At 37.1% G+C, this 25,480-nt stretch carries 27 protein-coding genes; 16 read left to right on the forward strand and 11 right to left on the reverse strand.

Annotated features, from left to right (window positions below; translation table 11 throughout):
- Positions 1 to 6: 6 nt before the first annotated feature.
- The 4 genes from KRODI_RS03850 to KRODI_RS03865 form a co-directional block, all read right to left on the reverse strand.
- A complete protein-coding gene (locus KRODI_RS03850; RefSeq protein ID WP_013750261.1) occupies positions 7 to 2,433 on the reverse strand; it encodes a sodium-translocating pyrophosphatase in 2,427 nt (808 codons plus the stop codon).
- A gap of 140 nt (positions 2,434 to 2,573) precedes the next feature.
- Entirely contained in the window at positions 2,574 to 3,101 is a 528-nt protein-coding gene (locus tag KRODI_RS03855; protein WP_013750262.1) for an inorganic diphosphatase, read from the reverse strand.
- 254 nt (positions 3,102 to 3,355) lie between these two features.
- Positions 3,356 to 5,899, reverse strand: coding sequence for a DUF5686 and carboxypeptidase-like regulatory domain-containing protein (locus KRODI_RS03860; protein WP_013750263.1), 2,544 nt, complete (start codon positions 5,897 to 5,899; stop codon positions 3,356 to 3,358).
- A 173-nt stretch (positions 5,900 to 6,072) separates the two neighbouring features.
- Positions 6,073 to 7,050: a pyruvate dehydrogenase complex E1 component subunit beta gene (locus tag KRODI_RS03865; protein WP_013750264.1), complete on the reverse strand. Its 978-nt coding sequence runs from the start codon at positions 7,048 to 7,050 to the stop codon at positions 6,073 to 6,075.
- 251 nt (positions 7,051 to 7,301) lie between these two features.
- On the opposite strand from KRODI_RS03865, the gene KRODI_RS03870 reads away from it, so the two are divergent.
- From KRODI_RS03870 to KRODI_RS03920, 11 genes are all read left to right on the forward strand, one after another.
- Positions 7,302 to 8,042 (forward strand): electron transfer flavoprotein subunit beta/FixA family protein, encoded by a 741-nt coding sequence (locus KRODI_RS03870; RefSeq protein WP_013750265.1) that lies wholly within the window; start codon positions 7,302 to 7,304, stop codon positions 8,040 to 8,042.
- A 92-nt stretch (positions 8,043 to 8,134) separates the two neighbouring features.
- On the forward strand, positions 8,135 to 9,097 hold the full coding sequence (locus KRODI_RS03875; protein WP_013750266.1) for an electron transfer flavoprotein subunit alpha/FixB family protein: 963 nt from the start codon (positions 8,135 to 8,137) through the stop codon (positions 9,095 to 9,097).
- Between the two features lie 167 nt (positions 9,098 to 9,264).
- Positions 9,265 to 9,879, forward strand: coding sequence for a bifunctional nuclease family protein (locus KRODI_RS03880; protein WP_013750267.1), 615 nt, complete (start codon positions 9,265 to 9,267; stop codon positions 9,877 to 9,879).
- A gap of 12 nt (positions 9,880 to 9,891) precedes the next feature.
- Entirely contained in the window at positions 9,892 to 11,292 is a 1,401-nt protein-coding gene (locus tag KRODI_RS03885) for a NupC/NupG family nucleoside CNT transporter (protein ID WP_013750268.1), read from the forward strand.
- A gap of 200 nt (positions 11,293 to 11,492) precedes the next feature.
- On the forward strand, positions 11,493 to 12,773 hold the full coding sequence (locus KRODI_RS03890) for a carboxypeptidase-like regulatory domain-containing protein (RefSeq protein ID WP_013750269.1): 1,281 nt from the start codon (positions 11,493 to 11,495) through the stop codon (positions 12,771 to 12,773).
- A 153-nt stretch (positions 12,774 to 12,926) separates the two neighbouring features.
- Entirely contained in the window at positions 12,927 to 13,751 is an 825-nt protein-coding gene (locus KRODI_RS03895) for a thymidylate synthase (protein WP_013750270.1), read from the forward strand.
- Between the two features lie 20 nt (positions 13,752 to 13,771).
- Positions 13,772 to 14,182 (forward strand): hypothetical protein, encoded by a 411-nt coding sequence (locus KRODI_RS03900; RefSeq protein ID WP_013750271.1) that lies wholly within the window; start codon positions 13,772 to 13,774, stop codon positions 14,180 to 14,182.
- 1 nt (position 14,183) lies between these two features.
- Positions 14,184 to 14,645, forward strand: a complete 462-nt coding sequence (locus tag KRODI_RS03905) for a hypothetical protein (protein WP_013750272.1) — start codon at positions 14,184 to 14,186, stop codon at positions 14,643 to 14,645.
- A gap of 170 nt (positions 14,646 to 14,815) precedes the next feature.
- Positions 14,816 to 15,982 carry an ergothioneine biosynthesis protein EgtB gene (egtB, locus tag KRODI_RS03910; protein ID WP_013750273.1) on the forward strand — a complete coding sequence of 389 codons (1,167 nt, stop codon included), beginning with the start codon at positions 14,816 to 14,818 and terminating at the stop codon, positions 15,980 to 15,982.
- Between the two features lie 39 nt (positions 15,983 to 16,021).
- On the forward strand, positions 16,022 to 16,987 hold the full coding sequence (locus tag KRODI_RS03915; protein WP_013750274.1) for an L-histidine N(alpha)-methyltransferase: 966 nt from the start codon (positions 16,022 to 16,024) through the stop codon (positions 16,985 to 16,987).
- A 50-nt stretch (positions 16,988 to 17,037) separates the two neighbouring features.
- On the forward strand, positions 17,038 to 17,319 hold the full coding sequence (locus KRODI_RS03920; RefSeq protein ID WP_013750275.1) for a DUF427 domain-containing protein: 282 nt from the start codon (positions 17,038 to 17,040) through the stop codon (positions 17,317 to 17,319).
- A gap of 63 nt (positions 17,320 to 17,382) precedes the next feature.
- Here KRODI_RS03920 and KRODI_RS03925 read toward each other — a convergent pair whose 3' ends face one another.
- On the reverse strand, positions 17,383 to 17,676 hold the full coding sequence (locus KRODI_RS03925; RefSeq protein WP_013750276.1) for an isoamylase early set domain-containing protein: 294 nt from the start codon (positions 17,674 to 17,676) through the stop codon (positions 17,383 to 17,385).
- A gap of 228 nt (positions 17,677 to 17,904) precedes the next feature.
- Positions 17,905 to 18,975: an aminotransferase class V-fold PLP-dependent enzyme gene (locus KRODI_RS03930; RefSeq protein WP_013750277.1), complete on the reverse strand. Its 1,071-nt coding sequence runs from the start codon at positions 18,973 to 18,975 to the stop codon at positions 17,905 to 17,907.
- Positions 18,976 to 19,038: 63 nt separating this feature from the next.
- On the opposite strand from KRODI_RS03930, the gene KRODI_RS03935 reads away from it, so the two are divergent.
- The 3 genes from KRODI_RS03935 (at position 19,039) to fabD (ending at position 20,947) form a co-directional block, all read left to right on the forward strand.
- Positions 19,039 to 19,485 carry a 2TM domain-containing protein gene (locus KRODI_RS03935; protein WP_013750278.1) on the forward strand — a complete coding sequence of 149 codons (447 nt, stop codon included), beginning with the start codon at positions 19,039 to 19,041 and terminating at the stop codon, positions 19,483 to 19,485.
- Entirely contained in the window at positions 19,482 to 19,967 is a 486-nt protein-coding gene (locus tag KRODI_RS03940; protein ID WP_013750279.1) for a dihydrofolate reductase, read from the forward strand. The genes KRODI_RS03935 and KRODI_RS03940 overlap by 4 nt, the downstream gene beginning before the upstream one ends.
- Before the next feature lie 95 nt (positions 19,968 to 20,062).
- Entirely contained in the window at positions 20,063 to 20,947 is an 885-nt protein-coding gene (gene fabD / locus KRODI_RS03945) for an ACP S-malonyltransferase (RefSeq protein ID WP_013750280.1), read from the forward strand.
- 105 nt (positions 20,948 to 21,052) lie between these two features.
- On the opposite strand, the gene KRODI_RS03950 is transcribed toward fabD, so the two are convergent.
- The gene (locus KRODI_RS03950) at positions 21,053 to 21,445 is read right to left on the reverse strand and encodes a hypothetical protein (protein WP_013750281.1); all 393 of its coding nucleotides are present in this window, start codon (positions 21,443 to 21,445) and stop codon (positions 21,053 to 21,055) included.
- A gap of 239 nt (positions 21,446 to 21,684) precedes the next feature.
- On the opposite strand from KRODI_RS03950, the gene KRODI_RS03955 reads away from it, so the two are divergent.
- Entirely contained in the window at positions 21,685 to 22,455 is a 771-nt protein-coding gene (locus tag KRODI_RS03955; RefSeq protein WP_013750282.1) for a helix-turn-helix transcriptional regulator, read from the forward strand.
- A gap of 54 nt (positions 22,456 to 22,509) precedes the next feature.
- Here the strand turns inward: KRODI_RS03955 and KRODI_RS03960 are convergent, their stop codons facing one another.
- From KRODI_RS03960 to KRODI_RS03970, 3 genes are read right to left on the reverse strand one after another with little or no spacing between them, the layout of a single operon-like run.
- On the reverse strand, positions 22,510 to 22,749 hold the full coding sequence (locus KRODI_RS03960; protein ID WP_013750283.1) for a hypothetical protein: 240 nt from the start codon (positions 22,747 to 22,749) through the stop codon (positions 22,510 to 22,512).
- Positions 22,750 to 22,789: 40 nt separating this feature from the next.
- Positions 22,790 to 23,017, reverse strand: a complete 228-nt coding sequence (locus KRODI_RS03965) for a hypothetical protein (protein ID WP_013750284.1) — start codon at positions 23,015 to 23,017, stop codon at positions 22,790 to 22,792.
- 50 nt (positions 23,018 to 23,067) lie between these two features.
- Entirely contained in the window at positions 23,068 to 23,289 is a 222-nt protein-coding gene (locus KRODI_RS03970; protein WP_013750285.1) for a hypothetical protein, read from the reverse strand.
- Between the two features lie 138 nt (positions 23,290 to 23,427).
- Here KRODI_RS03970 and KRODI_RS03975 point away from each other — a divergent pair, with 138 nt between their 5' ends.
- Positions 23,428 to 24,087 (forward strand): DUF2461 domain-containing protein, encoded by a 660-nt coding sequence (locus KRODI_RS03975; RefSeq protein ID WP_013750286.1) that lies wholly within the window; start codon positions 23,428 to 23,430, stop codon positions 24,085 to 24,087.
- Positions 24,088 to 24,112: 25 nt separating this feature from the next.
- Here KRODI_RS03975 and KRODI_RS03980 read toward each other — a convergent pair whose 3' ends face one another.
- Positions 24,113 to 25,345, reverse strand: coding sequence for a 3-deoxy-D-manno-octulosonic acid transferase (locus KRODI_RS03980; protein WP_041295790.1), 1,233 nt, complete (start codon positions 25,343 to 25,345; stop codon positions 24,113 to 24,115).
- Positions 25,346 to 25,480 lie beyond the last annotated feature (135 nt).

Here is a 25,480-nt window from a genome sequence, read left to right on the forward strand (position 1 = left end):
TAGATGTTAGTTTCTTATTTCATTTTCATAGTCATCCATTTGCTGTTTAACCTGAGCTTCTGTACCCGTAAATTCCTTTACCTCTGTAGTTACATCCCCGTTATCATCTGTAATAGTGGTGACTGTTCCTACAAATTGTCCATTTTGTTCGGCTATGGAGAAGCGTACTTCTTTTTGTACCTCTCTAGATTCTACTATACGACCATCTTGAGTAATCTCAACAACGGCTCCATCTTGAGTAGTAATAGTAAGCCCATCTTCACTATGACCACCTAAAATAGGCGCAATTACTAAACCTATAAGGCAGGTTAATTTTATTAATATATTCATAGATGGTCCAGAGGTGTCTTTAAATGGATCTCCGACTGTATCACCGGTTACAGCAGCTTTATGAGCATCTGAACCTTTATACGTCATCTCACCATTAATTTCGACTCCTGCTTCAAAAGATTTTTTTGCATTATCCCATGCGCCTCCAGCGTTATTCTGGAAGATCGCCCATAGCACACCGCTTACGGTCACTCCAGCCATATAACCGCCTAACATCTCTGCAATTGCTTTATGCTCCATGCCAAATAACATAGGTAGAAAGGCTATGACTAATGGAAAACCTATAGTTAGAACTCCAGGAAGCATCATTTCTTTTAAAGAAGCTTTGGTAGAAATAGCAACACATTTATCGTACTCTGGCTTTCCAGTACCTTCCATGATACCCGGAATCTCTCTAAACTGTCTGCGTACTTCCTCCACCATTTCCATGGCTGCTTTACCCACCGCATTCATGGCAAGGGCAGAGAATACTACGGGTACCATACCACCCACAAATAACATTGCAAGAACAGGTGCTTTAAAAATATTAATACCATCTATATCTGTAAACGTTACATAAGCTGCAAATAAAGCAAGTGATGTAAGCGCCGCAGATGCTATAGCAAAACCTTTTCCTGTAGCTGCTGTAGTGTTACCTACAGAATCTAAAATATCTGTTCGCTCACGTACGATAGGCTCTTGCTCACTCATCTCTGCGATCCCTCCAGCATTATCAGATATAGGCCCAAAAGCATCTATTGCTAGTTGCATTGCCGTTGTTGCCATCATGGCAGAAGCTGCTAGTGCTACACCATAAAATCCTGCAAAAGCATATGATGCCCAAATGGCACCTGCAAATAATAGCACGGATGGGAATGTAGAAATCATACCCGTTGCAAGACCTGCAATGATATTTGTTCCAGCTCCTGTGCTTGATTGTTGTACAATTTTAAGAATAGGTGACTTACCTAAGCCCGTATAGTACTCCGTCACAGATGATATAACCGCTCCTACGACTAATCCTACGATGGTTGCATAAAAAACACGTATAGAAGATATTTCTTGTAACCCTTCTCCAAAGAATTCCATTTGCATATTTTCTGGAAGCATCCACTTACAAAGTGCGAAACAAGCGATAGCAACTAATACTATAGAAGTCCAGTTACCTATATTAAGTGCGCCCATCACCTCGGACTCTTTTGCATCGTTAGTTTTAATTTTTACGAGCATAGTACCTATAATAGAAATAATGATCCCTACACCTGCTATTGCCATGGGCAATAGAATAGGGCCTATTCCTCCAAAAGCATCGGTGATGCTTCCCCCCATATCTTTTATCACATAGTTCCCAAGAACCATTGCCGCAAGCACAGTAGCTACGTAAGAACCAAATAAATCTGCTCCCATACCAGCAACATCTCCTACGTTATCTCCCACATTATCTGCGATAGTCGCTGGATTACGTGGGTCATCTTCTGGTATACCTGCTTCCACTTTACCTACAAGATCTGCACCTACGTCTGCTGCTTTGGTATAAATACCTCCTCCTACACGGGCAAATAGAGCGATAGACTCTGCTCCCAGTGAAAAACCTGCTAGCGTTTCAAGAACTACCGTCATATCCATTGTATTAGTCCAAACACCTCCCATAAAAAAGTGAAAGAAGAAGATAAAGAACGCCGTAAGTCCTAATACTGCCAGGCCTGCAACTCCTAGACCCATCACCGTACCTCCACCAAAGGAGATTTTAAGAGCATTAGGCAGACTGGTTCTTGCAGCTTGCGTAGTACGCACATTTGTTTTTGTGGCTATTTTCATTCCTATATTTCCTGCAAAAGCAGAAAAAACAGCGCCGCATATAAATGCGATTACAATGAGCCAGTGTGTAGTGGGAACTACAAAGGATACAATTGCAAGTAAGACACTTACAATAATCACAAAAATAGTGAGTAGTTTATACTCTGCATTTAAAAAAGCTAGCGCTCCTTCATAGATATGATCAGAAATCTCTTTCATCTTACCGTCTCCGGCGTCTTGTTTCATTACCCAAGATTTTTTTACGAGCATGTAGATCAACCCGAGTAATGCTAGTGCGATAGGCACGTAAATCATTATTGATTCCATATATTATTAGGTGTTTTTATAAGGGATTCTTAAATAAATCCTTAAAATATTTAACAACTACTAATGTAGGAAATTAGATAGAACAAAAAAAACAGCTTTTAAGGCTGTTTTTTTAACTATTCTATACTGTAAAAAAGTATCTATTTGATAGTAACTTCTTCTACAGGAATATCAGATTCTTCGTAACGTTCGATACATTTTTGGATAATATCTTTTGCTTCATGAACATCTCCCCATCCTCCTACGTCTACTTTCTTTTCTTCAAGATCTTTATACACTTGGAAGAAGTGCTCAATTTCTTTTATTAAGTGTGGATTACAATCAGAAAGATCTGTAAGCTTACTAGCCGAAGGATCACTTACAGGTACACAGATTACTTTTTCATCTGGTCCTTTCTCATCTGCCATGTGAAATACTCCAATAGGCTTTACTTCGATTACACAACCTGGAAAAGTAGGTTCTGTAACTAACACTAATACATCAAGAGGATCACCATCTAGCGCAAGAGTTTCTGGAATAAAACCATAATCTGCTGGGTACATCATAGAAGAGAAAATCATACGATCATAACGCATTCTCTTTAATTTAAAATCGTACTCATACTTGTTACGGCTCCCCTTAGGAATCTCTACTAATACGTCAAATGTTGTTACTTTATCTGCTGTCATAATATATTATATTTCAAATCTCTTGTACTTAAACACATGAGAAATGTATCAATTAAATCACAATTTCTTAAGCTTACACTTTATTAAACAACTGCATAACAACCATTTACTTTAAAACATATTTCTTAAGGCGTGCAAAAATACGCTGAAATAGCGATTTAGCCAAATATTGGTGCGTTAAGATTAGGTTAGGTGTTTAAAAAAAACTCGCTTTTAAAAAAAGGCTAACAAACTATCCTACAAGAAGTCTCCCCTTAAAAATAAAACCCAAAACTACCCGTCACTCCTATCTTCCTCGCATCTGGAACAGAATTATAATTTCCTCTAAAGTTAAGATCAATACGGAACACCTTAAAAATATTACCCACTCCTACACTATACTCATAATATGGCTCTACAGATGGCGCTATCATGCTCGGAGTAATCGCAGTGACGGGTTGTCCTTCTTCAAAAAGTAAACTCTCAAATGCTGGACGGTTTAAGTCAATATTCCCTTGAGAGATATTACCTATCACCCCACGGACGCTTACAATCTCGCGTAGATTCAAATTTTTAAGTAATGGAATACGATTAAAAATACGTCCTCCAAAATTGTGTTCTAATTGTAGCGAGGCATACTCATCTGTAGTAAACTCATAAAAGTTAAGCTGGCTAAAGGTATTAAAGATTGAAAATAACGACTGGTTACCTGGTACTGGACTTAATAGCGCTAGTGGCACCTCATCAAATGTTTTACCTATTTCTGTAGAGGCTGTTAATGTGCCAAGACCTCCTATACGAATTGCCTTCCTTGCAGAAAATTGCACTTTATCATAAGCAAAATCACTATCAAGTGTTCCTTCTAGGCCACGTGTATAACTTGCATAAAAACTTGGGAACCACTCATTAGTTACTCTACGCTCTACTCCAAACCCTGAAGTTTTCTTTCCTGGCTCCCAGATAGTGGTAAGAACCACTTCTGCTTGTTTTAACTCACCTGTAGTAGTTGTCTGCGTAGCATCTGTAAAATAATCGAGGCTAAAAGTTTCTGAAGCCGACTCTAACGTTCTCAAAGAGAAGTCGGCTCTCACTTGAAGGTTGCGCACAATCTCTACCTCGGCTGCGATATTTGCCAGCTTGATAGAGGTTAGTTTATCATTGGTCGCAGTATTCACTAGTGATGACGAGGCTAGATTTCTTCCAAGCACGTCTCTAGATGTCGTAAGACTCGCTCCTATTTGCTCCACGTCTTGTCTATATCCACCAGAGACGATAAATCTACTTTTCTTATCTAGCAGCCATTTTCCTGAGATTCCAAATTTTCCTTTTTTATCCTTAAATCCGTATGCTAAAAACCCTTCAAGTCTCCATGGATCATTCTGTGAGAAATATGTTCTTCCTCCTGTGCGCACACGTAGTCCTTCTACCTCATTAAACCCAAAGGTTGAAAATATAGGCCCGTAATCAAAGTTTAAACTTGGAATCTCATAGTATCCAGATGCAAGAATGGATCCTAGGTTGTAAAGGTTTTTAAATTTCTTTACCGTTTTTAAGGTGTCAAGCATCTTATAAACTCCTAGCTCATCTTTACTAAGTGCCTCTTTTCTATTTTCTTGCCAGAACTCATCGCTACGATTAAAAACATCCTTATCGTAGTTATATACCTGTCTGTCATAAAAGTCCTTTTCTAGCTTGTTGTCAAAATTATGGTTATCGTATAAGGTAGTGCGCTTACCGTACATACCTCTAGACTCCTCTTTTTCGCGCAAAGCGAAATCAGATAAGAAATAATCTCTTGAAAGTAAAAAGGTGCTATCATTTACGATATCAAATTCTTGCTCCATGTAAATCTCTTTTACCCAGTTTACATTAGCACTTTTAGAAAGCTGCATATTAATTTCCTTAATAGCCCATGTAGAGTCATTCACCCAGAAATCTCCTTTAAAGGTAAGTTCGTTTTTACGTCTAGGGTAGTAGATGATGTTATAACACCACTTATTATTGATGTAAGCACTATCTGCAAGTACGTAATTATAGGTTTGGATACCTGTACGAGAAATTGGACTGGTAAAACTCTTGTCAAAAAACTGTAGGTAGTTGTCATAGATATCATAATCACTATATAGACTTTTTACAAAACCTATAATCGTTTGATTCTCACTAAAACCACTGTTTTTATTTCCTTCTAGAATCTCCTTTTCTTTATTAATTTCATTATCACCATATACTTTTGAGAATGCCTCATTTACAAAAATAGGCAGGTAGGTTTTTCCAGTAATACGGCTCGTGTCTGTTTGCTCAAATATGAACTCCATCCCTCTAAAGATGCGGCTATTGATAAGCGAACTATCAATAGTGTTGAGATCAAACTCTAGCTTTTCATACTTGTCATAAGCATACTGCTTGTACTGTCTTAATCCGTTCTGGCGTTTATTTGCCCATATTTTACGAAGTATATCTACCGCTGGGTTATTTTTCTTATCTGTCTTTCCTGTAAATATGACTACCTCGTCTAGTGCTCCTGCCTCTTCCTCTAGCGTCACTTTCATCTCATAATTCACCTTCTCACTTAGGTCTATCACCTTATTTGAAAAGCCTATAAAAGAAAATCGTACTTGATTCCAAGTCTGGTCAGACTCTAGGTAAAAACGTCCATCCTCATTGGTTATCGTCCCTTCATTAGACCCCACAAATATGACATTTACAAAAGGCAGACCATTACCATCTGCGTCAAAAATCTCACCACTCACTTTGGTTTGACCAAATAAATTTGCAGCGCAGAGCATACTAGCAATAATGATTAAAAAATTATATTTCATAATAAATAATCTATGAGGATAGCCTATAAATTGGGGTCATCATCAGTTTAACATTATATAATGTCAAGACTCTGACATCATATTTATCACAACCTTACTTAAGATTATAATAAATTAAAAAATCCCTTCCGGTTAAGAAAGGGATCAAATATGGTTCCGCTTTCGCGAAAATATTATTTATACATCACCTTTTTAACTGCATTTACTACATCGTCGCTGTTAGGCAACCACTCTTTGAGTAATACTGGTGAGTAAGGCGCAGGTGTATCTGCTGTATTTATACGTTGTATAGGAGCATCTAAATGATCAAAACAATGTGCTTGTACTTGATACGTAATTTCTGTTGAAACGTTCCCAAAAGGCCAAGCCTCTTCAAGAATCACTAGTCTGTTTGTTTTTCTTACAGATTCAAAAATAGCTTCCTTATCTAAAGGTCTTACCGTACGTAAATCAATAATCTCACAAGAAATTCCTTCCTCTGCAAGTTGATCTGCCGCTTTGTAAGCTTCCTTAATAATCTTTCCAAAAGAAACGATAGTTACATCTGTTCCTTCACGCTTAATATCTGCAACACCTATTGGTAATACATATTCTCCATCAGGCACTTCTCCTTTATCACCATACATTTGCTCCGACTCCATGAAAATCACAGGATCGTTATCACGTATTGCTGCTTTTAAGAGTCCTTTTGCATCATAAGGATTAGAAGGCACTACTACCTTAAGACCTGGCGTATTTGCAAACCAGTTTTCAAAGGCTTGAGAATGTGTTGCACCTAACTGTCCTGCAGATCCTGTAGGGCCACGAAAAACAATAGGGCAAGGAAACTGACCACCAGACATCTGTCTAATTTTGGCAGCGTTATTTATTATTTGATCAATTCCCACTAAAGAGAAGTTGAAGGTCATATACTCAATAATAGGACGTAATCCTGTCATTGTACTACCCACACCTATTCCTCCAAAACCAAGCTCTGCAATAGGAGTATCAATAACTCTATCTGCTCCAAACTCGTCTAGCATTCCTTTTGACGCTTTATAAGCTCCATTATATTCTGCTACCTCTTCACCCATTAAATAAACAGATTCATCACGGCGCATTTCTTCGCTCATTGCCTCACAAATGGCTTCTCTAAACTGGATTGTTCTCATAGTATATAAACCGCTCTAGCGGAAATTTAATTAAGGTCTCTCATAACTAGAAGAAACACCTTATTAATATTGTATTCTTTTAACAAGCACAAAAATAAGCATTTCCAAAACCTCAATAAATTACATTTTTGTAAAATTTTACTATGCACGCACAGTAAATTATACTTTTTTGTGTTATTTTTGTTACGAAAACGAAATAGTTTAGGATTACGCTTTCGCGAAAGCGTACCTTTATATAAAATATAAATTCTATGAAAATATTAGTGTGCATCAGTCACGTACCTGATACGACATCAAAAATTAACTTCACAGACGGAGATACAAAATTTGATACTAACGGTGTTCAATTTGTAATCAACCCAAACGATGAGTTTGGATTGACACGTGCTATGTGGTTTAAAGAAAAACAAGGAGCCTCTGTAGACGTGATTAACGTAGGAGGACCAGAAACAGAACCTACATTACGTAAAGCACTTGCAATAGGAGCAGATACTGCCATCCGTGTGAATGTGGAAGCAAAAGATGGTTTTCAAGTAGCAAAGGAACTTGCAAAAGTTGTTCAAGATGGAGGGTATGATCTAGTTATAGCTGGTCGTGAATCTATTGATTACAACGGTGGTATGGTACCTGGAATGCTTGCTGGACTTACAGGAGCAAACTTTGTAAACACATGTATATCACTAGATGTAGACGGCACGGCTGTTACTGCGACTAGAGAAATAGATGGCGGAAAAGAAACCGTAAAGACTTCGCTTCCTCTAGTAATAGGAGGTCAAAAAGGTCTTGTAGAAGAAAGCGATCTACGTATTCCTAACATGAGAGGAATTATGATGGCTCGTAAAAAACCATTAAGCGTAGTAGAACCTTCTGGAGCTGGAACCGAAACAAATGCTGTTTCTTTTGAAAAGCCTGCACCTAAAGGGGCTGTAAAACTTGTAGAAACAGTAGACGAGTTAATCGACCTGTTACACAACGAAGCAAAAGCTATCTAAGTTAACTTATCGAAAGATAGGAGACTTTTTAATCTAATAATAATCCCAAAAAGCAAAACTTAGAGTTTGGCTATTTGGAAATTCTTATAAATATGTCAGTTTTAGTATATACAGAATCAGAAAACGGAGTGTTTAAGAAGGCTTCTTTAGAAGTTGCTTCTTATGCAAAAGGAATTGCAGATATGATGGGAACATCTGTAACTGCAGTTGCCGTAAATGGTGGAGATACTGCACCATTGGGAACTTACGGAGTAGATAAAGTTCTTAACATAAAAGACGCAAAGCTAGATGCATTTAATGCTGCAGCTTATGCAAAAGGAATCGCAGCCGCTGCAAAGGCAGAAGGTGCTCAAGTAGTAGTACTTACACAGAGCGCAAATGCTAAGTATCTTGCACCTCTTCTTGCAGTAGCGCTAGAGGCAGGATATGCATCAAATGTAGTATCACTTCCAGAAAGTGCTTCTCCATTTACTGTAAAGCGTACAGCGTTTACAAACAAGGCTTTTAGCCACACGGAAATCTCTACTGAAATTAAAATAGTAGGACTTGGGCAAAACGCTTACGGTCTTAAAGAAGCTTCTGGAGCTGCTGCAACAGAAGATTTTTCTCCAGAGCTTGGAGATTTTGGTGTAGAAGTACAATCTGTAGATAAAGCAACAGATAAAGTGTCTATTGCAGATGCAGAAGTTGTAGTATCAGCAGGTCGCGGACTTAAAGGACCAGAAAACTGGGGGATGATAGAAGAAATGGCAGATATTCTTGGAGCAGCAACAGCTTGTTCTAAGCCTGTCTCGGATTTAGGATGGAGACCTCATGGTGAGCACGTAGGACAAACTGGTAAGCCAGTAGCATCTAACTTGTATATCGCAATAGGAATCTCTGGAGCGATACAGCACCTTGCAGGGATTAACTCTTCTAAAGTAAAAGTAGTAATCAACAATGATCCAGAAGCTCCTTTCTTTAAAGCAGCCGATTATGGAATCGTAGGTGATGCTTTTGAAGTTGTCCCAGAACTTAACGAAAAATTAAGAGCGTTTAAAGCTGCAAATAGCTAGATAACGACTCCCTAAAATAAAAAATGAGCTTAAATATTTCTTTAAGCTCATTTTTATTTAACCCCTTTCACACTGTAAATCTGATAGATAGCTGCTATTTTTAAGAGTCCAACTCTAGACAGATAAACTTCTTTACTTGTGCAGCCTTTTTCCTATTTTTGCAACTTATGAGCTTAGTGCGTTTAAATATAAAAGGAATATCCTACAGCCAGACTCAGAATGGAGCATATGCTTTGATTCTCACTGAGCAAGGAGGAGAGCGTAAATTACCTATAGTTATAGGAGCCTTTGAGGCACAATCTATTGCAATCGCTTTAGAAAAAGAAATTAAACCACCTCGTCCTCTTACGCACGACCTGTTTAAAAATTTTGCAGATCGCTTTGATGTGGTTATTAAACAAGTGATTATCCATAAACTTGTTGATGGCGTTTTTTACTCTAGCATTATTTGCGAGCGTGATAACATTGAAGAAATAGTAGACGCGCGTACTAGTGATGCTATATCACTAGCCTTACGTTTCCAAGCGCCTATTTTTACTTATAAAAACATTCTAGACAAAGCAGGGATCTTCTTAAAGGGAAACACAAATCCTGAAGAGTTTACAGAAGATGACGAAATCCTAATGGATGAAATCTTATTAGAAGACGAGACATCTTCTAGCGATAGTGATTATAACAAATTGTCACTTCAAGACTTACACGATAAACTTGATCAAGCGGTAAATAGTGAGGACTATGAAACTGCTGCCCAGTTAAGAGATGAAATCTCAAAACGCAACTAACTTACTTATTATATGCGCAAATTACTACTTACCCTATTGGTATTATTAAGTTCATTTACCGCATTTGCGCAAGAGGCACCTCAAGCCATTATAGATGTGGTTCCGTCTCAAGGGTTTTCTCTTGAAAGCTTAGGACGTGGTGTTTTAGGGATGTTCTCGCTTATACTAATTGCCTTTTTATTTAGTAGTAATCGCAAAGCGATAAACTGGAAAACAGTAGCCGTAGGTCTTGCCTTCCAGCTTGTTATTGCCGTAGGAGTACTTAAGGTTACTTTTATAGAAAAGATTTTTGATTTTATTGGAGGAATATTTGTTGCTATATTAAACTTTACGCTTGCTGGTAGTGACTTCCTCTTTCAAGGATTAGTAAGTGACACGTCTACCTTTGGGTACATTTTTGCTTTTCAAGTATTACCTACCATTATATTTTTCTCTGCTCTTACCTCCGTCATGTATTACTTTGGAGTAATACAAAAAGTGGTAAAAGCTTTTGGATGGTTGCTTTCTAAGTTATTAGGCATCTCTGGAGCTGAAAGTTTAAGTGTTGCAGGTAACATCTTTTTAGGTCAAACCGAAGCACCTCTTTTAATTAAAGCTTATTTAGAAAAAATGAACAAGTCAGAGATTCTACTTGTTATGATAGGGGGTATGGCAACTGTAGCAGGAGCTGTGCTTGCTGCATATATAGGATTTCTAGGTGGTGAAGATGAAGCTTTACGTCTTGTGTTTGCAAAACACTTACTTGCTGCTTCTGTTATGGCTGCACCTGGTGCAATTGTGATCTCAAAAATATTATATCCTCAAACTGAAGAGGTAAATACAGACGTAAGTGTATCTAATGATAAAATAGGTGCAAACGTACTTGATGCAATTGCAAATGGAACTACAGAAGGGCTTAGACTTGCGGTAAACGTAGGAGCAATGCTTCTTGTATTTGTTGCATTTATTGCAATGGCAAACGGAGTTTTAGGTTGGATAGGTGAAATCACCACAATTAATGATTGGATTGCAGAAAATTCGGCATATCCTAAGCTTTCCCTTGAAGCTATATTAGGAACTATCTTTGCCCCTCTAATGTGGCTGATAGGTGTTGCAAGTGAAGACACCACAATGATGGGACAACTACTTGGAATCAAACTAGCAGCCAGCGAATTTGTAGGATACATCCAGCTAGCCGAATTGAAAAATACTGCAAATGCAATTCACCTCAACAATGAGAAGTCTATCATTATGGCTACTTATATGCTTTGTGGTTTTGCAAACTTTGCTTCTATTGGTATTCAGATAGGTGGTATTGGATCTCTAGCTCCTGGGCAGCGCACGCAGCTGTCTCGTTTTGGCTTAAAAGCTCTTATAGGAGGCTCTATCGCTTCATTAATTTCGGCGACTATTGCAGGGATGATTATTGGTTAAGAAACCACATCCATTATTGTAAAAAATAGATTTTCTTTTCGTTTATACAAGTCCGCTTTCGCGAAAGCGTGCCTATTCATTGTGCCTTTTTTTAAATCTTAGTTTTAATAAATTAACAGCGAGATTTTCAATATACCATGAAAATATAGTAACTTATAGTACTAAAAAGACTTCTTGCGAATTCAATTAAACTCATTGCTATGAAAACTATTTATAATGTTACCAAATTAGCTTGGGGAAGTATGTTCATGCTATTCCCATTACTCATACTTGCTCAAACTTCCACAACAAACATCACAGGATCCATTAACGACCGCGAAACTAGGCAGGCTATAAGCGGAGCGACTATCACGCTAGTAGGCACAAACATAAGTACCATCTCAAATACCGAAGGAGATTTTGCTTTAAAAATAATGGAAGCCACAACTAGTCCTTCCCTACTTATTGAAGCCTTAGGATATAAAAACAGCATACAAGATATTACAGATGTTGATGATGATATTGACATACGCCTATCTCCAAAGAGCGTAGACCTAAGCGAGGTGCAAGTTGTGGGATATAAATCTGCCAAAGAACTTGTAAAAAAAGTCTTTAATAAGAAGAGAGAAAACTACATAGATGAACCGCTTAAGATGACGGCATTCTATCGAGAGACTATCAAGAAAAAGAACAAAAATGCATCACTAGCCGAGGCTGTTGTCTCTATCCAAAAGGAAGGATACATAAGCAACAAGGAAGACCAAATACGCTTACTTAAATCAAGAAAAAGCACAGATTACGCTAAGCTAGATACTATTGCTTTAAAACTGCAAGGAGGCCCTTTTAGTACATTATACGTAGATGTAATGAAGTATCCAGAATACATCTTTACACCAGAAACCATGGAAGCTTATAATTTTAGTTTTGAAACCCCTACAGAGCTCAATGGAAAAGATGTATTAGTAGTGGGCTTTGAACCAAAACCAAATATAGTAGGTCCTTTATACACTGGTCAACTCTATGTAAGTGCCACATCGCTAGCATTACAAAAAGCAACATTTACTCTAGACTTGGCTAACGAAATTGAAGTCAATAAAATGTTTGTAAAAAGCAAACCCAATGGCGTTCGAGTTAAAGCTAGAGACATCTCTTATGAAGTAGATTATCGCGAGAAAAATGGAAAATGGTATTACGGCTATGGGAAAGCAAATTTATCATTTGAAGTAAAGAAGCGACGACGACTTTTTAAATCAATTTATACACTCTCTTGTGAGATGGCAGTAACAGACTGGAAAGTAACCTCAGCCGATGCATTTAGTAAAGATGGAGAGATATCACCATCAATCATCATGGCAGATGAAAATCTAGGCTTTGGCGATCCAGAATTTTGGGGAGAATATAATGTGATTGAACCCGAAAGATCTATTGAAGCAGCCATAAAAAAGATAAAACGAAACCTAGAAAAAGATGATAATTATCGCGCTTCTCTAGGAGGTAAATAATCTCATATTAATGTAAAGCAACTTTTTCAAGACCTTCTCAGCCTTAATTGAGAGGGTCTTTTTATTGTTATATTTGTATAATTATATTCAAAATAAACAGATACCAGTAGTTCACTAGCTCTTCTTACTTTACAAAGAACATAATAGCCATTTATGAAACAATATCACGACCTCATCAAACATGTCTTAGAAAACGGGAATCAAAAAGGTGACCGCACAGGTACAGGAACAAAGAGCGTTTTTGGGTATCAAATGCGATTTGATCTCTCTGAAGGATTCCCAATGGTGACAACTAAGAAATTGCATCTCAAATCTATTGTATACGAACTGTTATGGTTCTTACAAGGAGATACAAACATCAAATATTTACAAGAAAATGGTGTACGTATTTGGAATGAATGGGCAGATGAAAATGGTGATCTTGGTCCCGTTTACGGATACCAATGGCGCAACTGGAATGGTGATGAGATTGACCAAATAAAAGATATTGTAGAAACTCTTAAAACAAATCCTAACAGCCGTAGAATGCTCGTGAGCGCATGGAATCCCTCTGTGATGCCAGACACCTCGGCATCTTTCTCAGAGAATGTTGCAAATGGTAAAGCTGCGCTTCCACCATGTCACGCTTTCTTTCAGTTTTATGTTGCAGATGGCAAGTTGAGTTGCCAGCTATACCAGCGCAGTGCAGATATCTTTTTAGGAGTTCCATTTAATATCGCAAGTTATGCGCTCTTTACAATGATGATGGCTCAGGTTTGTGGTTATGAAGCTGGAGAGTTTATACACACCTTTGGAGATGCTCATATCTACTCAAACCATATGGAACAAGTTGAGCTTCAACTCTCAAGAGAATTCCGTACTTTACCTACATTAAAAATTAATCCTGACGTAAAGGACATCTTTGGCTTCACTTTTGATGACTTTACATTAGAAAACTATAATCCGCATCCACATATTAAAGGAGCAGTGGCTATTTAATCCCCAAATTAACCCACCTAATGAAAAAAATATTATTTGTATTCGCACTTGTAGCTGGAATCACAACAATGAATGCTCAAGAAGGAGTTTACATGAAAAAGTCTACCACACTGAGACTTGAAGAAGTTCCTCCTACGTGGCCTGGTTGTACTGGATCTATAAATGACAAAAACAATTGCCTAAGACAAAAGCTTGCAACACACGTTGTGCGCAATATGAAGTTTCCAAGTGATTATCAAAAAGGTGCACGTGTTGTAGTAGATATGCTTATTAATAAAGAAGGAAAGCCTGTAGTCAATAATATAACTGGTGGCACTCCCGGAATGCAAAAGGCTGTAAAAACAGCAATTATGACTATCCCACAATTAAAACCTGGAAATATAGGAGGGACTCCTAAGGAGAGTAAGCTCAAACTTCCATTTACATTTTAATGTGCGTTACCTCCTATTAAGCTTAGTTTGTGCATGTACATTTTTTTCACAAAGCGCTCATGGACAAACTAAAAAAGACATTTCATTTACTATAGTAGACACTCCTCCTAGATATCCTGGATGCAAGGGAGCAAATTCTAACTTTCTCAAGGAATGTTTTCGCAACAAAGTTGAATCTCTTATTGCAAATAATTTTAATTTCAAACAATTTGAGGCACTTCTACCTAAAGGAAATCACAGAGTTTTTGTTCAATTAAGGATTTTAGAGGACGGCACTTATGACCAACTATCTGCACGCACACCTTATAAGTCTGTAGAAAAAGAGACACTCAATGTTTTATCAAAATTACCGCGTTTTGAAGGAGCGATGCATAACGACAAACCTAGAAACGCACTATTTGCTACAGCATTTACTGTTGTTGTAAACGAAGGCATTACAGCTACAGAAGACGATAAGAATTAGATTTCTTACACGCTTAGCTATTATAAGGAATTACTCCTGTTTTTTCGTTTGAGTATCTCATCCTGCTCATTTAACAAACATTTATTACGTTATTCTTTCTGTCACGGGCTTCTCACAAGCACGGCATAGTAAAAACCCGTAAATTTATATGACTCATAAAAGTCATATATATGATTGCTATAGAAAACCTTGTCGAATTCTTTATTGAGACTCGAGCACACACAGAGAACATCTGTAAACCACTAGAAATTGAAGATTACGTTGTGCAACCCATTGCAGACGTGTCTCCCCCAAAATGGCACCTAGGCCATACGACTTGGTTTTTTGAAGAATTCATTCTTAAGCATCATAAGCAAGGATACACCCTTTTTAGTGAAGACTTTGCATTCGTATTTAATAGCTATTATGAGAGCGTAGGAAAAAGAGTGGTGCGCACAGATCGGGGCAACCTATCAAGACCAACGGTAGACCAAGTATATGCATACCGTAAATACGTCACTCAAGCACTCCAAGAGCTACTTGAGGAAGAAATTACACCCACGGTAAAAAAGCTACTCACTATTGGCATACACCACGAGAAACAACATCAAGAATTACTTGTTACAGATATTAAATACATTTTAGGCAACAATCCTCTTACGCCTATTTATGGTGGAGAATTACGCTTTCGCGAAAGCGAAAAAGAAACACCATCAAGCTTCATCTCTATTAGAGAAGGAGTTTATGAAATAGGTCACACAGGAAAAGAGTTTTGTTACGATAATGAATTAGGCCGTCATAAAGTATACTTACACGATTATGAAATATCAAACAAACTAGTAACTAATGGTGAGTGGATAGCATTTATTGAAGCTGGAGGTTATCAAGAAACACTCTTATGGCATGCCGAAGGCTGGGACTGGGTAAACACTAACGAGATAACTGCTCCCATGTACTGGCATCTAGTAGATGATAAATGGTACCAATACACGCTCAATAATGGATTACAAAAAATTAATCCAGATGAGACACTTGTTCATATCTCCTATTACGAAGCATTTGCTTTTGCACAATGGAAAGGAATGAGGTTACCTACAGAATTTGAATGGGAGGTCGCTAGCTCCCAACTAGACTGGGGTGATCGCTGGGAATGGACAGAAAGCTCATACTTACCTTACCCTGGCTACACTAAAGAAGAAGGAGCACTAGGGGAATATAACGGGAAGTTCATGGTTAATCAAAAAGTCTTGAGAGGTGGCTCTGTAGCCACGCCAGCTAAACATACAAGACATACCTATCGCAATTTCTTTCAGACCGGATTACGCTGGCAATTTACAGGATTACGCCTCGCCAAATAATATTGAAAGTATTTTTAAAAACACACGACATAAACGTCTATGACGACCAAAACTACTACCATCACATCTGCATTTAGTCAAGAAGTAACAGAAGGGCTCACCTCCTTCCCGAAGTTCCTTTCTTCAAAATATATCTATGATAAAAAAGGCGATAAGCTTTTTCAAGATATTATGGCAATGCCTACTTACTACCTCACAGACTGTGAGTTTGAAATTTTTGAAACGCATAAGGAAGCGATTTCAAAAGCTTTTACAGATAGCAAAGGTTTTGACCTTATAGAACTGGGCGCTGGAGATGGCAAGAAAACTAAAGTCCTTTTAAAGCACTTAATAGAAAGAGGAGATACCTTTGCATATTTACCTATAGATATTAGTCAGAATGTGCTGGATGGACTTAAAAAAAGTGTAGAAAGAGAAATACCAGATATTGTCATAAAACCTCAGCAGGGAACTTATTTTGAAGTCCTTGAAGATGTTGCAGGATACAATGAACGTAAGAAAGTAATCATGGTACTAGGTTCAAACATAGGGAATCTACTACACCCACAGGCTATAGATTTCCTTACAAATATCCAGAAAGCAATGACCCCAGGAGATTTGCTTTATATGGGGTTTGATCAAAAGAAAAATCCGCAGACTATTCTTGATGCTTATAATGATCCAGAAGGTATCACTGAGGCATTTAATAAAAACTTACTGCACCGCATAAATAATGAAATGGATGCAGATTTTAATCCTGATAATTTTAAACATTGGGAAGTTTATGATCCAGAAACTGGCACTGCCAAAAGTTATCTTGTAAGTACAAAAGACCAGTCTGTTACAATAAAATCGCTAGACCTTAAAGTAGATTTTACGGCATGGGAAACCATACATACAGAGATTAGTCAGAAATATGATGATAACATTGTAGAGTGGCTAGCTAGTGAATCTGGACTTGAGATAGTCAATGAATTCTCTGACAGCAAAGCTTATTATAAAAACTACTTATTCAAGAAAAAATAAATAGTTCAATAAGTACAGAAGCAACTTCTCAAATTTTAAAAAAAAATATTATGAAAGCAATTTGGAATGATCAAGTAATAGCAGAAAGTAATGATACCGTTGTAATTGAAAACAATCACTACTTTCCTCATGATGCTATAAAGAAAGAGTTTTTTACATCAAGTGAACTGCAAAGCACCTGCCCATGGAAAGGTGTTGCTTCTTATTACACCGTTACCGTAGATGGAAAAGAAAATAAAGACGCCGCTTGGTTTTATCCAGAAGTGAGCGAACTAGCAAAAGGAATTAAAAACCATGTTGCCTTCTGGCGAGGGATACAAGTAGTTGATTAAAACAACTTGTTTAAACGATATAGAAAAAGCCACTTCTTAATAAGAAATGGCTTTTTCTATGTACTATAACTCAAGGACACTATTTTCTGTAGCAGCATAAGGATTATATTGAAAACGATCTGCTTCTGCTTCATTTACCCACTCACCGTCTACTACATAGCGAAACTCGTAAGAACTCTCTGTAGGAATGTCAAAAGTTCCTTTAAAAGTTCCATTCTTTAATTTCTTAAGAGATGTAGATGTGTCCCAGTTATTAAAATCACCAGCAACAGCTACAGTACTTGCGTGTGCTGCAGGTATTGCAAATGTAACTTTACAAACAGGTTTTGTTTTTAAAAATTTCTTTGTGACTGCCATAATAAGAGGTTTAAAAATACACCCAAATATAGCAGGATATTTACTTAAAAAACATCATATCAATAGTTTAACCTTATTTTTACGATATAACAATTTTGGGAGCTTTAAAATTAAAAAGCCACAAAGCGAAAACGTTTGCACTTCCTAAAAGTGTCGTAATTGTTTATCGAACATCACAAAGTTAGTACTGTATTAATCGTAAACTCTACACGCAACCCTTATTTGATGCTACACAAGAGCTAGCAATTTATTGAGATCTTCTTCTGTATTAAAATAATGAAATCCTACCCGCACACCTTCACCTCGTGCAATAGTTATTATTCCTTCATCCCTTAATCGTGCGACAAGCTGGTCATTTCCCTTGATATTAAAAAATGAACCATGATCTACTCGATCTATAATTTCTTTTGAAATAAGTCCTCTCTCGGCAAAGGCTTCTTTTGCTTTAGCGTTTATAGTTTTTACTTTTTCATCTATGGTTTTCATACCTAGCTGTCGTATCACATCGATGGCAACTCCTAAGCTTCCATAGTTAAGTGTGTCTTGATGACCTGGCTCAAACCTTCCTAAAAAACTACCCTCCTGAGGTTTGTACTTTCCTTGTATAGAATTAAAACCTGTAGTTCTAGGAGCTACACGCTCTGCTACAGACTCTTTAAATAAAAATAATGCATTACCATATCCAGCATTCATCCACTTGTAAGTACTTCCTCCTATCACATCAAATGCAGAATTATCAAAATCAAACATTTCGGTGCCTAGATATTGCGTAGCATCAGCAAAAAATAAGGTGTCGGGATATTTTGACTTTAACTCTTTAAGGAACTCATGATTGATTTTTATACCAGATAACCACTGTACCATAGAAAATGCAAATATATCTGGTTGCGCTTTCGCGAAAGCGGTTGCTATCTCCTCCTCAATAGCACCCTTAATTTTTATATAACTCTGGTCAAAGTCGCGACTCTCAAAAGGCCAGTTTACCGAAGGGTAATCTCCTTCTAAAAGAAGTACTTTTTTATGCGTTGTTATCCCTTCTATAAGCGTGTTGAATCCGTAAGAAAAATTAGGCACAAGTGCGACTCTGTTTGCTTTACATGAAAAAAGCTTGCCTACCTTTTCTCGTACGCCTGTGAGCACTTTTGCTTGATTCTCTTTAAGTATACTACCCTGTATAAGAAAATCGAGATCATGCTCTTGACGCCACTCCATCACAGGCAGTGATAATAAGCCCGATGCCGCAGTGTTGAGATATGCGTACTGTTTTAAAATAGGAAAGAGTTTTGCAAAATTTTTCATAAGCTATTTACTATTGACGCTCAAAATGGCTAATTTTATATAACCATCTAAAGGTCGCATTTTATGTCACTATTTTCAAAGAAAACTACTACTTCTATTGACCCTGTTCAAAAAGAACTTATTGAAAACGCGCAAGCACGCGTGCGTCAAAAGAAGAATCTCTATAGACACTTTGTTACATTTCTTGCTGGCGCAATCTTACTTATTGTTATTAACCAAGTACTTCATGTAGGTGAAGAATTTAAACCATTCCAAAGGCCATGGTTTGTGTGGGCAATACTTATATGGACCTTCTTTTTCCTCATACACCTTATAAACGTATTGCTCATGAGCAAGTTTATGAATAAAGAGTGGGAACAAAAGCACCTCGATAGACTTGTTGCCAAACAGAAAGTACGCATAGCAGAGCTGGAAGAAAATGTCGCTTTATCAAATCCATTACCAGAAAAAAAAAGTCCATTAATGAGGGGGCCATCCCTACCACTAGACAACCAGAATACGCTCCTATGATAACGATGATTGCTGCAGCTGCAGAAAATAATGCTTTAGGAAAAGATGGTAACATCCCTTGGCATTTGCCAGACGATTTTAGACATTTTAAGCAATTAACCACTGGGCACCACATTATAATGGGACGTAAAACGTGGGAATCTTTCCCTAAACCATTACCTAATCGCACGCACATAGTGATCACTCGTGACGTAAATTATAAGGCAGAAAATGCTATTGTAGTACATTCTCTTGAAGATGCACTAGCTTACAGTAAGGATGAAGCTCATACTTATATTATAGGTGGTGGTGAGATTTACAAATTAGGGATGGACTATGCCACACACATAGAACTCACACGCGTTCATAATGAATTTGAAGCAGATGCTTTTTTCCCAGAGATTAACACAAACCAATGGGAGTTAGTAAGCAGTGTTTTTCACGACGTAGATGATAGACATAAAAATGGGTTTACGTTTCAAAGCTGGAAAAAAAGCTCATAACCCTGTCTTATAGTTTTAACGCTTTCGCGAAAACGTAATAACAACAGGTATCTTCTAGGTTTTGTATTTTTACGCCAACTAATGAATTCTAATTTATGAAAGCATATATATTTCCAGGACAAGGAGCCCAATTCTCAGGAATGGGTCTAGATATTTTTGAAAAATACCCTCTTGCACAGAACCTTTTTTTAAAGGCAAACGATGTATTAGGTTTTAATATTACAGATGTAATGTTTGAAGGGTCTGCAGAGGATTTAAAGCAAACTAACGTTACACAACCTGCCATATTCATCCATTCAATTGCTATTAAAACAGTGATGACAGATTTTGAACCTTCTATGGTTGCTGGTCACTCTCTTGGGGAGTTCTCTGCACTAGTGGCAAGTGGTGCGTTAGACTTTGAAGATGGTCTTAAACTAGTAAGTAAGCGTGCTCAAGCGATGCAAAAGGCATGTGAATTACGACCTTCTACTATGGCGGCCGTTTTAGGTCTTGAAGATCACGTCGTAGAAGAAGTTTGTAATGAAATTGCTGGTGTTGTTGTAGCAGCAAATTACAACTGCCCTGGTCAGCTTGTTATTTCTGGTGAGGTAGAAGCGATTAACAAAGCTTGTGAGGCTATGAAGGAAAAAGGTGCACGCCGTGCTCTAGTGCTGCCAGTAGGTGGTGCCTTTCACTCTCCTATGATGGAGCCAGCTCGTGAAGAACTAGCAGCAGCGATAGAGAATACAGTTTTTAAAAACCCAGTATGCCCTATTTATCAAAATGTGACTGCTAGTGCTGTTACAAGTGCTAGCGAGATTCAAAAAAATCTTATCGCACAGCTTACTGCTCCTGTAAAATGGACACAAACTATACAACAAATGATTGCCGATGGCTCAACGGATTTTATAGAAGTAGGACCAGGTAAAGTTTTACAAGGTCTTATGAGAAAAATAAACAGAGATGTGACGGCAAGTAGCGCAGCGCTTCCAGAATAAAGTATCAACACATAGCCATAAAAAAACCAGCCCTAGGGCTGGTTTTTTATTGTCTAAAAATTACAATGTCTTAATACATTATAATTTTTGTAAACTATATATAAATTAGTTTACTGCTTTTTTTACAGCATCACCAGCTTTATTTGCAGCATCTCTAGTTGCATCTGCAGCATCGTTTGCAGCATCTTTGGTTGCATTAGCAGCATCGTTTATAGCATCACCAGTTGCATTCGCAGCATCTTTTGCACCCTCTACAGTTGCATCGGTAGCGTTTTCGATAGCATTTCCAGCTTCATTTGCAGCATCGCCAGCAGCATCAGCAGCTTCACCAGCGGCATCTTTTACAGAGTTTCCTGCGTCATTAAGAGCATCACCAGTTGCATTTGCAGCGTTTTCAACAGCATTTCCAGCCTCGTTTGCTTTTTCTTCCATTTCTCTACAAGAAACAGCTCCTACGATTAATGCTAAAGCAGCAACATTTAAAATAAATCTTTTCATAATTGAAATTTGTTTGGATAATTAGATGCGCGAATTTAACATAATTTCACATTCTCATAGCATGATAGCTCTGTATTATAAGCTGATTATCGACTAAATGCAAAATTCTTAGGTAATATGTCAATATATTAACGATTTAAGAAAAAACTTGATTTGGAATGCATTTCTTGAATTTTTCTAAAAAAATTAATAAAACAATTTATGGTAGGAATTATTCCTAATTTTCATACATTTACCCTATGGGCATAAATGATTTACCTTCAGAAATACGCAGATTTAAAGAAGTACGCGAAGATCACGACTTCACACAGGCAGAATTTGCAGATAAATTAGGAATAAAAAATAGCACGGCAGATATAGAACGTGGTAGAACAAAACTATCTGGACAAGTTATTACTGAGCTATTGAGACTCTTCAATATCAATCCATTATGGATTTATGGCTATAGCAAGCAAAAACATCTCAATACAGACAAAAGTGATGTAAGTCCTAAGGTTGTTGTAGTCGATAAAGATGATAATGAAAACATGGTGCTGGTAAATCAAAAAGCAGCTGCCGGATATCCTAATAATATTGCAGATGTAGAGTGGTATCAAAAACTACCAGCCTTTGATTTTCCTATCCCACAGTATCGTAACGCTACTTACAGAGGTTTTCAAATAGAAGGCGACAGTATGATGCCTAGTTTTAGACCAGACGATTGGGTACTTGCAAAAGGAGTAGAGAGCTTAGACTATGCTAGTGATAATAAAGTGTATGTCATTGTCTTACAAGACGCCGTAGTTGTAAAGAAACTACAGAAAATGCCAGATTCCAAGAAGGTGCTATTAATATCTATAAATGAAGAATATGTGCCTTACGAAGTAGCGGTAAGTGACATTCAAGAAATATGGCAGGTAAATAGTAAGCTCACTTTTAGTCTTGACGAAGGAAGTAGCAATAGTTTACTCAAAGAACTGCAGCAATCAATGCTAGATCTTAAGGCACAGATGACACAATTTAAAGCATAAAAAAAGGTCGATAACTCCGTGAGCTATCGACCTTTTACAATATAAACTTGATAATTAGTTATCAGTTTTTACTTTTACCTCTCCGTCCTCATCTACTTTAACCTTAGTTTCAGAACCGTCTACGCCTTCTACCTTTAATTTGTAGCCATCATCAGTATCTTTTTCCTTAGTTACGTCACCTTTAGCCTTTGCTTCTTCAATAATAACTTCGGCTTCAGTTTTTTTCTCTTTACAAGATGTAAATGATACCGCAAGGATACCAAGAGCCAAAACTCCTATTTTTAATGATTTCATAATTTTAAATTTTGGTTGTTAAAACAAGTGGTTATTAGACTTAATTATCGTCTGTACCACCAGTTCCTGTATTTTCTTTAATCTCGTCAACACCTTCTTCTATAGCATCTCCAGCGTCATCCATAGCGTCCTCTACATCATCCATTGCATCTTCTACATCATCATTGTCTGTAGATACTTCCACAGTTTTATTCTCTCTACAAGAAGTAAGTGTAAATGAGGTTCCTAAAAGAGCTACAAGTGTTAGACTTAAAAAAATTCTTTTCATTTTAAATAAATTAAATAGTTAATTAAGTGATATACGAACGTGAGCGACTTTTAGTTGTCGTCTCCTATTTTTTCTATCTCTTCGTCAATTTCCTCATTTACTTTATTATCTACTTTCTTTGCTGCTCTTTCTAAAATGCCTTCATTGTCTCTTTCAGTTTCTACTTGGACCTCTTTAACAACTGTAGTTTCTTTTACCTCAGTCTCTCTACAGCTTGCTATTGTAAACGATGCAATTAATAGAGCGATGAGTGTGATATTTCTTGTTTTCATAATTTGATGGTTGTTTAGAGTACAAATGTATATTAGTTATACATCCATAAACATAATTTATAACCAATGTTTTCTAAATCATTCGTTAACTTTTGAATATCTAGATCTTTTATAGATAAAAACTGTTAATTTTATTTTATGGATTTTAGAGACACTTACAATTTCTTAGAACAACTACAACAGAACAACTCAAAAGAGTGGATGGATACTCATAGAAATGAGTATCATCATATACGAGACAATCACATCAAATGGCTTAATCACTTAAATGACCAACTCGCGCAATTTGATACTGAGTATTTTGACACCCCAGGTAAAAAAGCAATCAATCGCATCAATAACAATTTGATGTTTCATCCTAACAAACCTATTTACAAAAATCACATAGGTGCCGGACTAGACCAGAAAACAAAACAAGGAGATTTTTATATTGAAATAGGTCTCAGTCAGAATTTACTAGCAGGAGGTTTTTGGAGGCCTAAAAAAGAGATATTACAAAGTATACGCGAAGCCATAGATTATAATGGTGAGGAGTTAAAAGCTATTATTAACAAACCTAGTTTTATAAAAACCTTTGGTGGTTTATGGGAGGACGATAAACTTAAAACAGCTCCAAAAGGATTTTCAAAAGAGCACCCACACATAGATTTATTAAGAAATAAAACGTTTGCAGTAGAAGTGACACTCTCACAAGAACAAGTACTAGCAGATGATTTTGAAAAAAGAATTATAACAGTCTATAAAGAGATGCTCCCCTTTAGAAGATACTTAAGAGAGGCTGTATCTATAGTAACTTAGAAACCGTCATTTAGTTTTGAGTAAACTAATTACTCAAGTAGTCAACAATCGCTTTTGTGGCACCCGTATTACTATTAATAAAGTGTCCCGCAATCATCCCTGTTTGCGCTCTAAATTTTTCATCTAAGATTAATTTGGATAAACGCTCATCAAATTCGGCCTGATTAGTTACGGCATAAAGTCCTGCGAGTTGCTGTAGCTTTTTTGCTTCCGGAAACTTATCAAAATTGCCTCCTGTAATTATGGGTACACCAAAGGTTGCTGGCTCCAGAATATTATGCAGTCCTGTAGTTCCCATCGCTCCACCCACGTAAGCAATATCTGCATAGCTATATATTTTAGTAAGAAGACCTATAGTATCTATAATCAATACATCGCAAGACGCCAGTGACGCTGCACTCATTTGAGAGTATAGGACTACTCTGCCCTTAATACTTGAGGCTAGCAACGCAATTTTATCTGGCTTAATTTCATGTGGTGCTATTATGAATTTTGCTATTCCTTCATTAAGATTAATAAAATTTACAATCACATTATCATCTTCTGCCCAAGTACTGCCGCATACTACACATGTTTTGTCATTCTTAAAAGTATGAACAAAATCTAAAGTGTTATCCATTTCAATTTGATGACTTACTCTATCATATCTGGTATCTCCGCTTACGCTAAAATTTTTAAATCCCAACTTCTGCAATGCAATAGCAGAATCTTCATTTTGTAAAAAAAAGTACTCAAAGCTCTTTAATGATGGCGTCATCCACTTTCCATAAGGCTTAAAAAATGGCTGACTCTCCCTAAATACCCCTGAAATCAAAAACGTACGAATTTTTCGGCGTTTGAGTTCGCTTAAATAGTTCGGCCAGAATTCATATTTCACAAAAAACACCATCTCTGGAGATACTATATCTAAAAACCTAGAAACATTTTTTGGGGTGTCAAATGGCAGGTAAACGGTAGCTTTCGCGAAAGCGTTATTCTTTTTAATCTCATAACCAGAAGGGGAGAAAAAGCTTATTACCATCTGGTGTTCTGGATACTTCTTTTTTAACTCTTCAAGAACGGGCACTCCCTGCTCATATTCTCCTAAAGAGGCTGCATGCATCCAGATAGTAGGCTTGCCAGCTATGAGTTCTCGTTTAAGGGTTTTCAAGGTGTGCCTACGCCCAATTATAGACTTTTTAAGCTTTGCATTAAAAAAACCAGCTACTGGAATTAGCGCTTGAATAAGCGTGATTAAAAGAGAATACAATTTATGCATGGTTTCAAAAATAGTGCTTTGTTCTATAAATAGATTGTTAAGCGGTTGTAGTTTTTGTAATTTCGTTTTGTGTGAAAAATCACATGTATTCATAACTACACTTGCAGGGTTGCCACTTGCTTCCCTCCCACTATA

Source organism: Dokdonia sp. 4H-3-7-5 (genome assembly GCF_000212355.1).
In the GTDB taxonomy this organism is placed as follows: domain Bacteria; phylum Bacteroidota; class Bacteroidia; order Flavobacteriales; family Flavobacteriaceae; genus Dokdonia.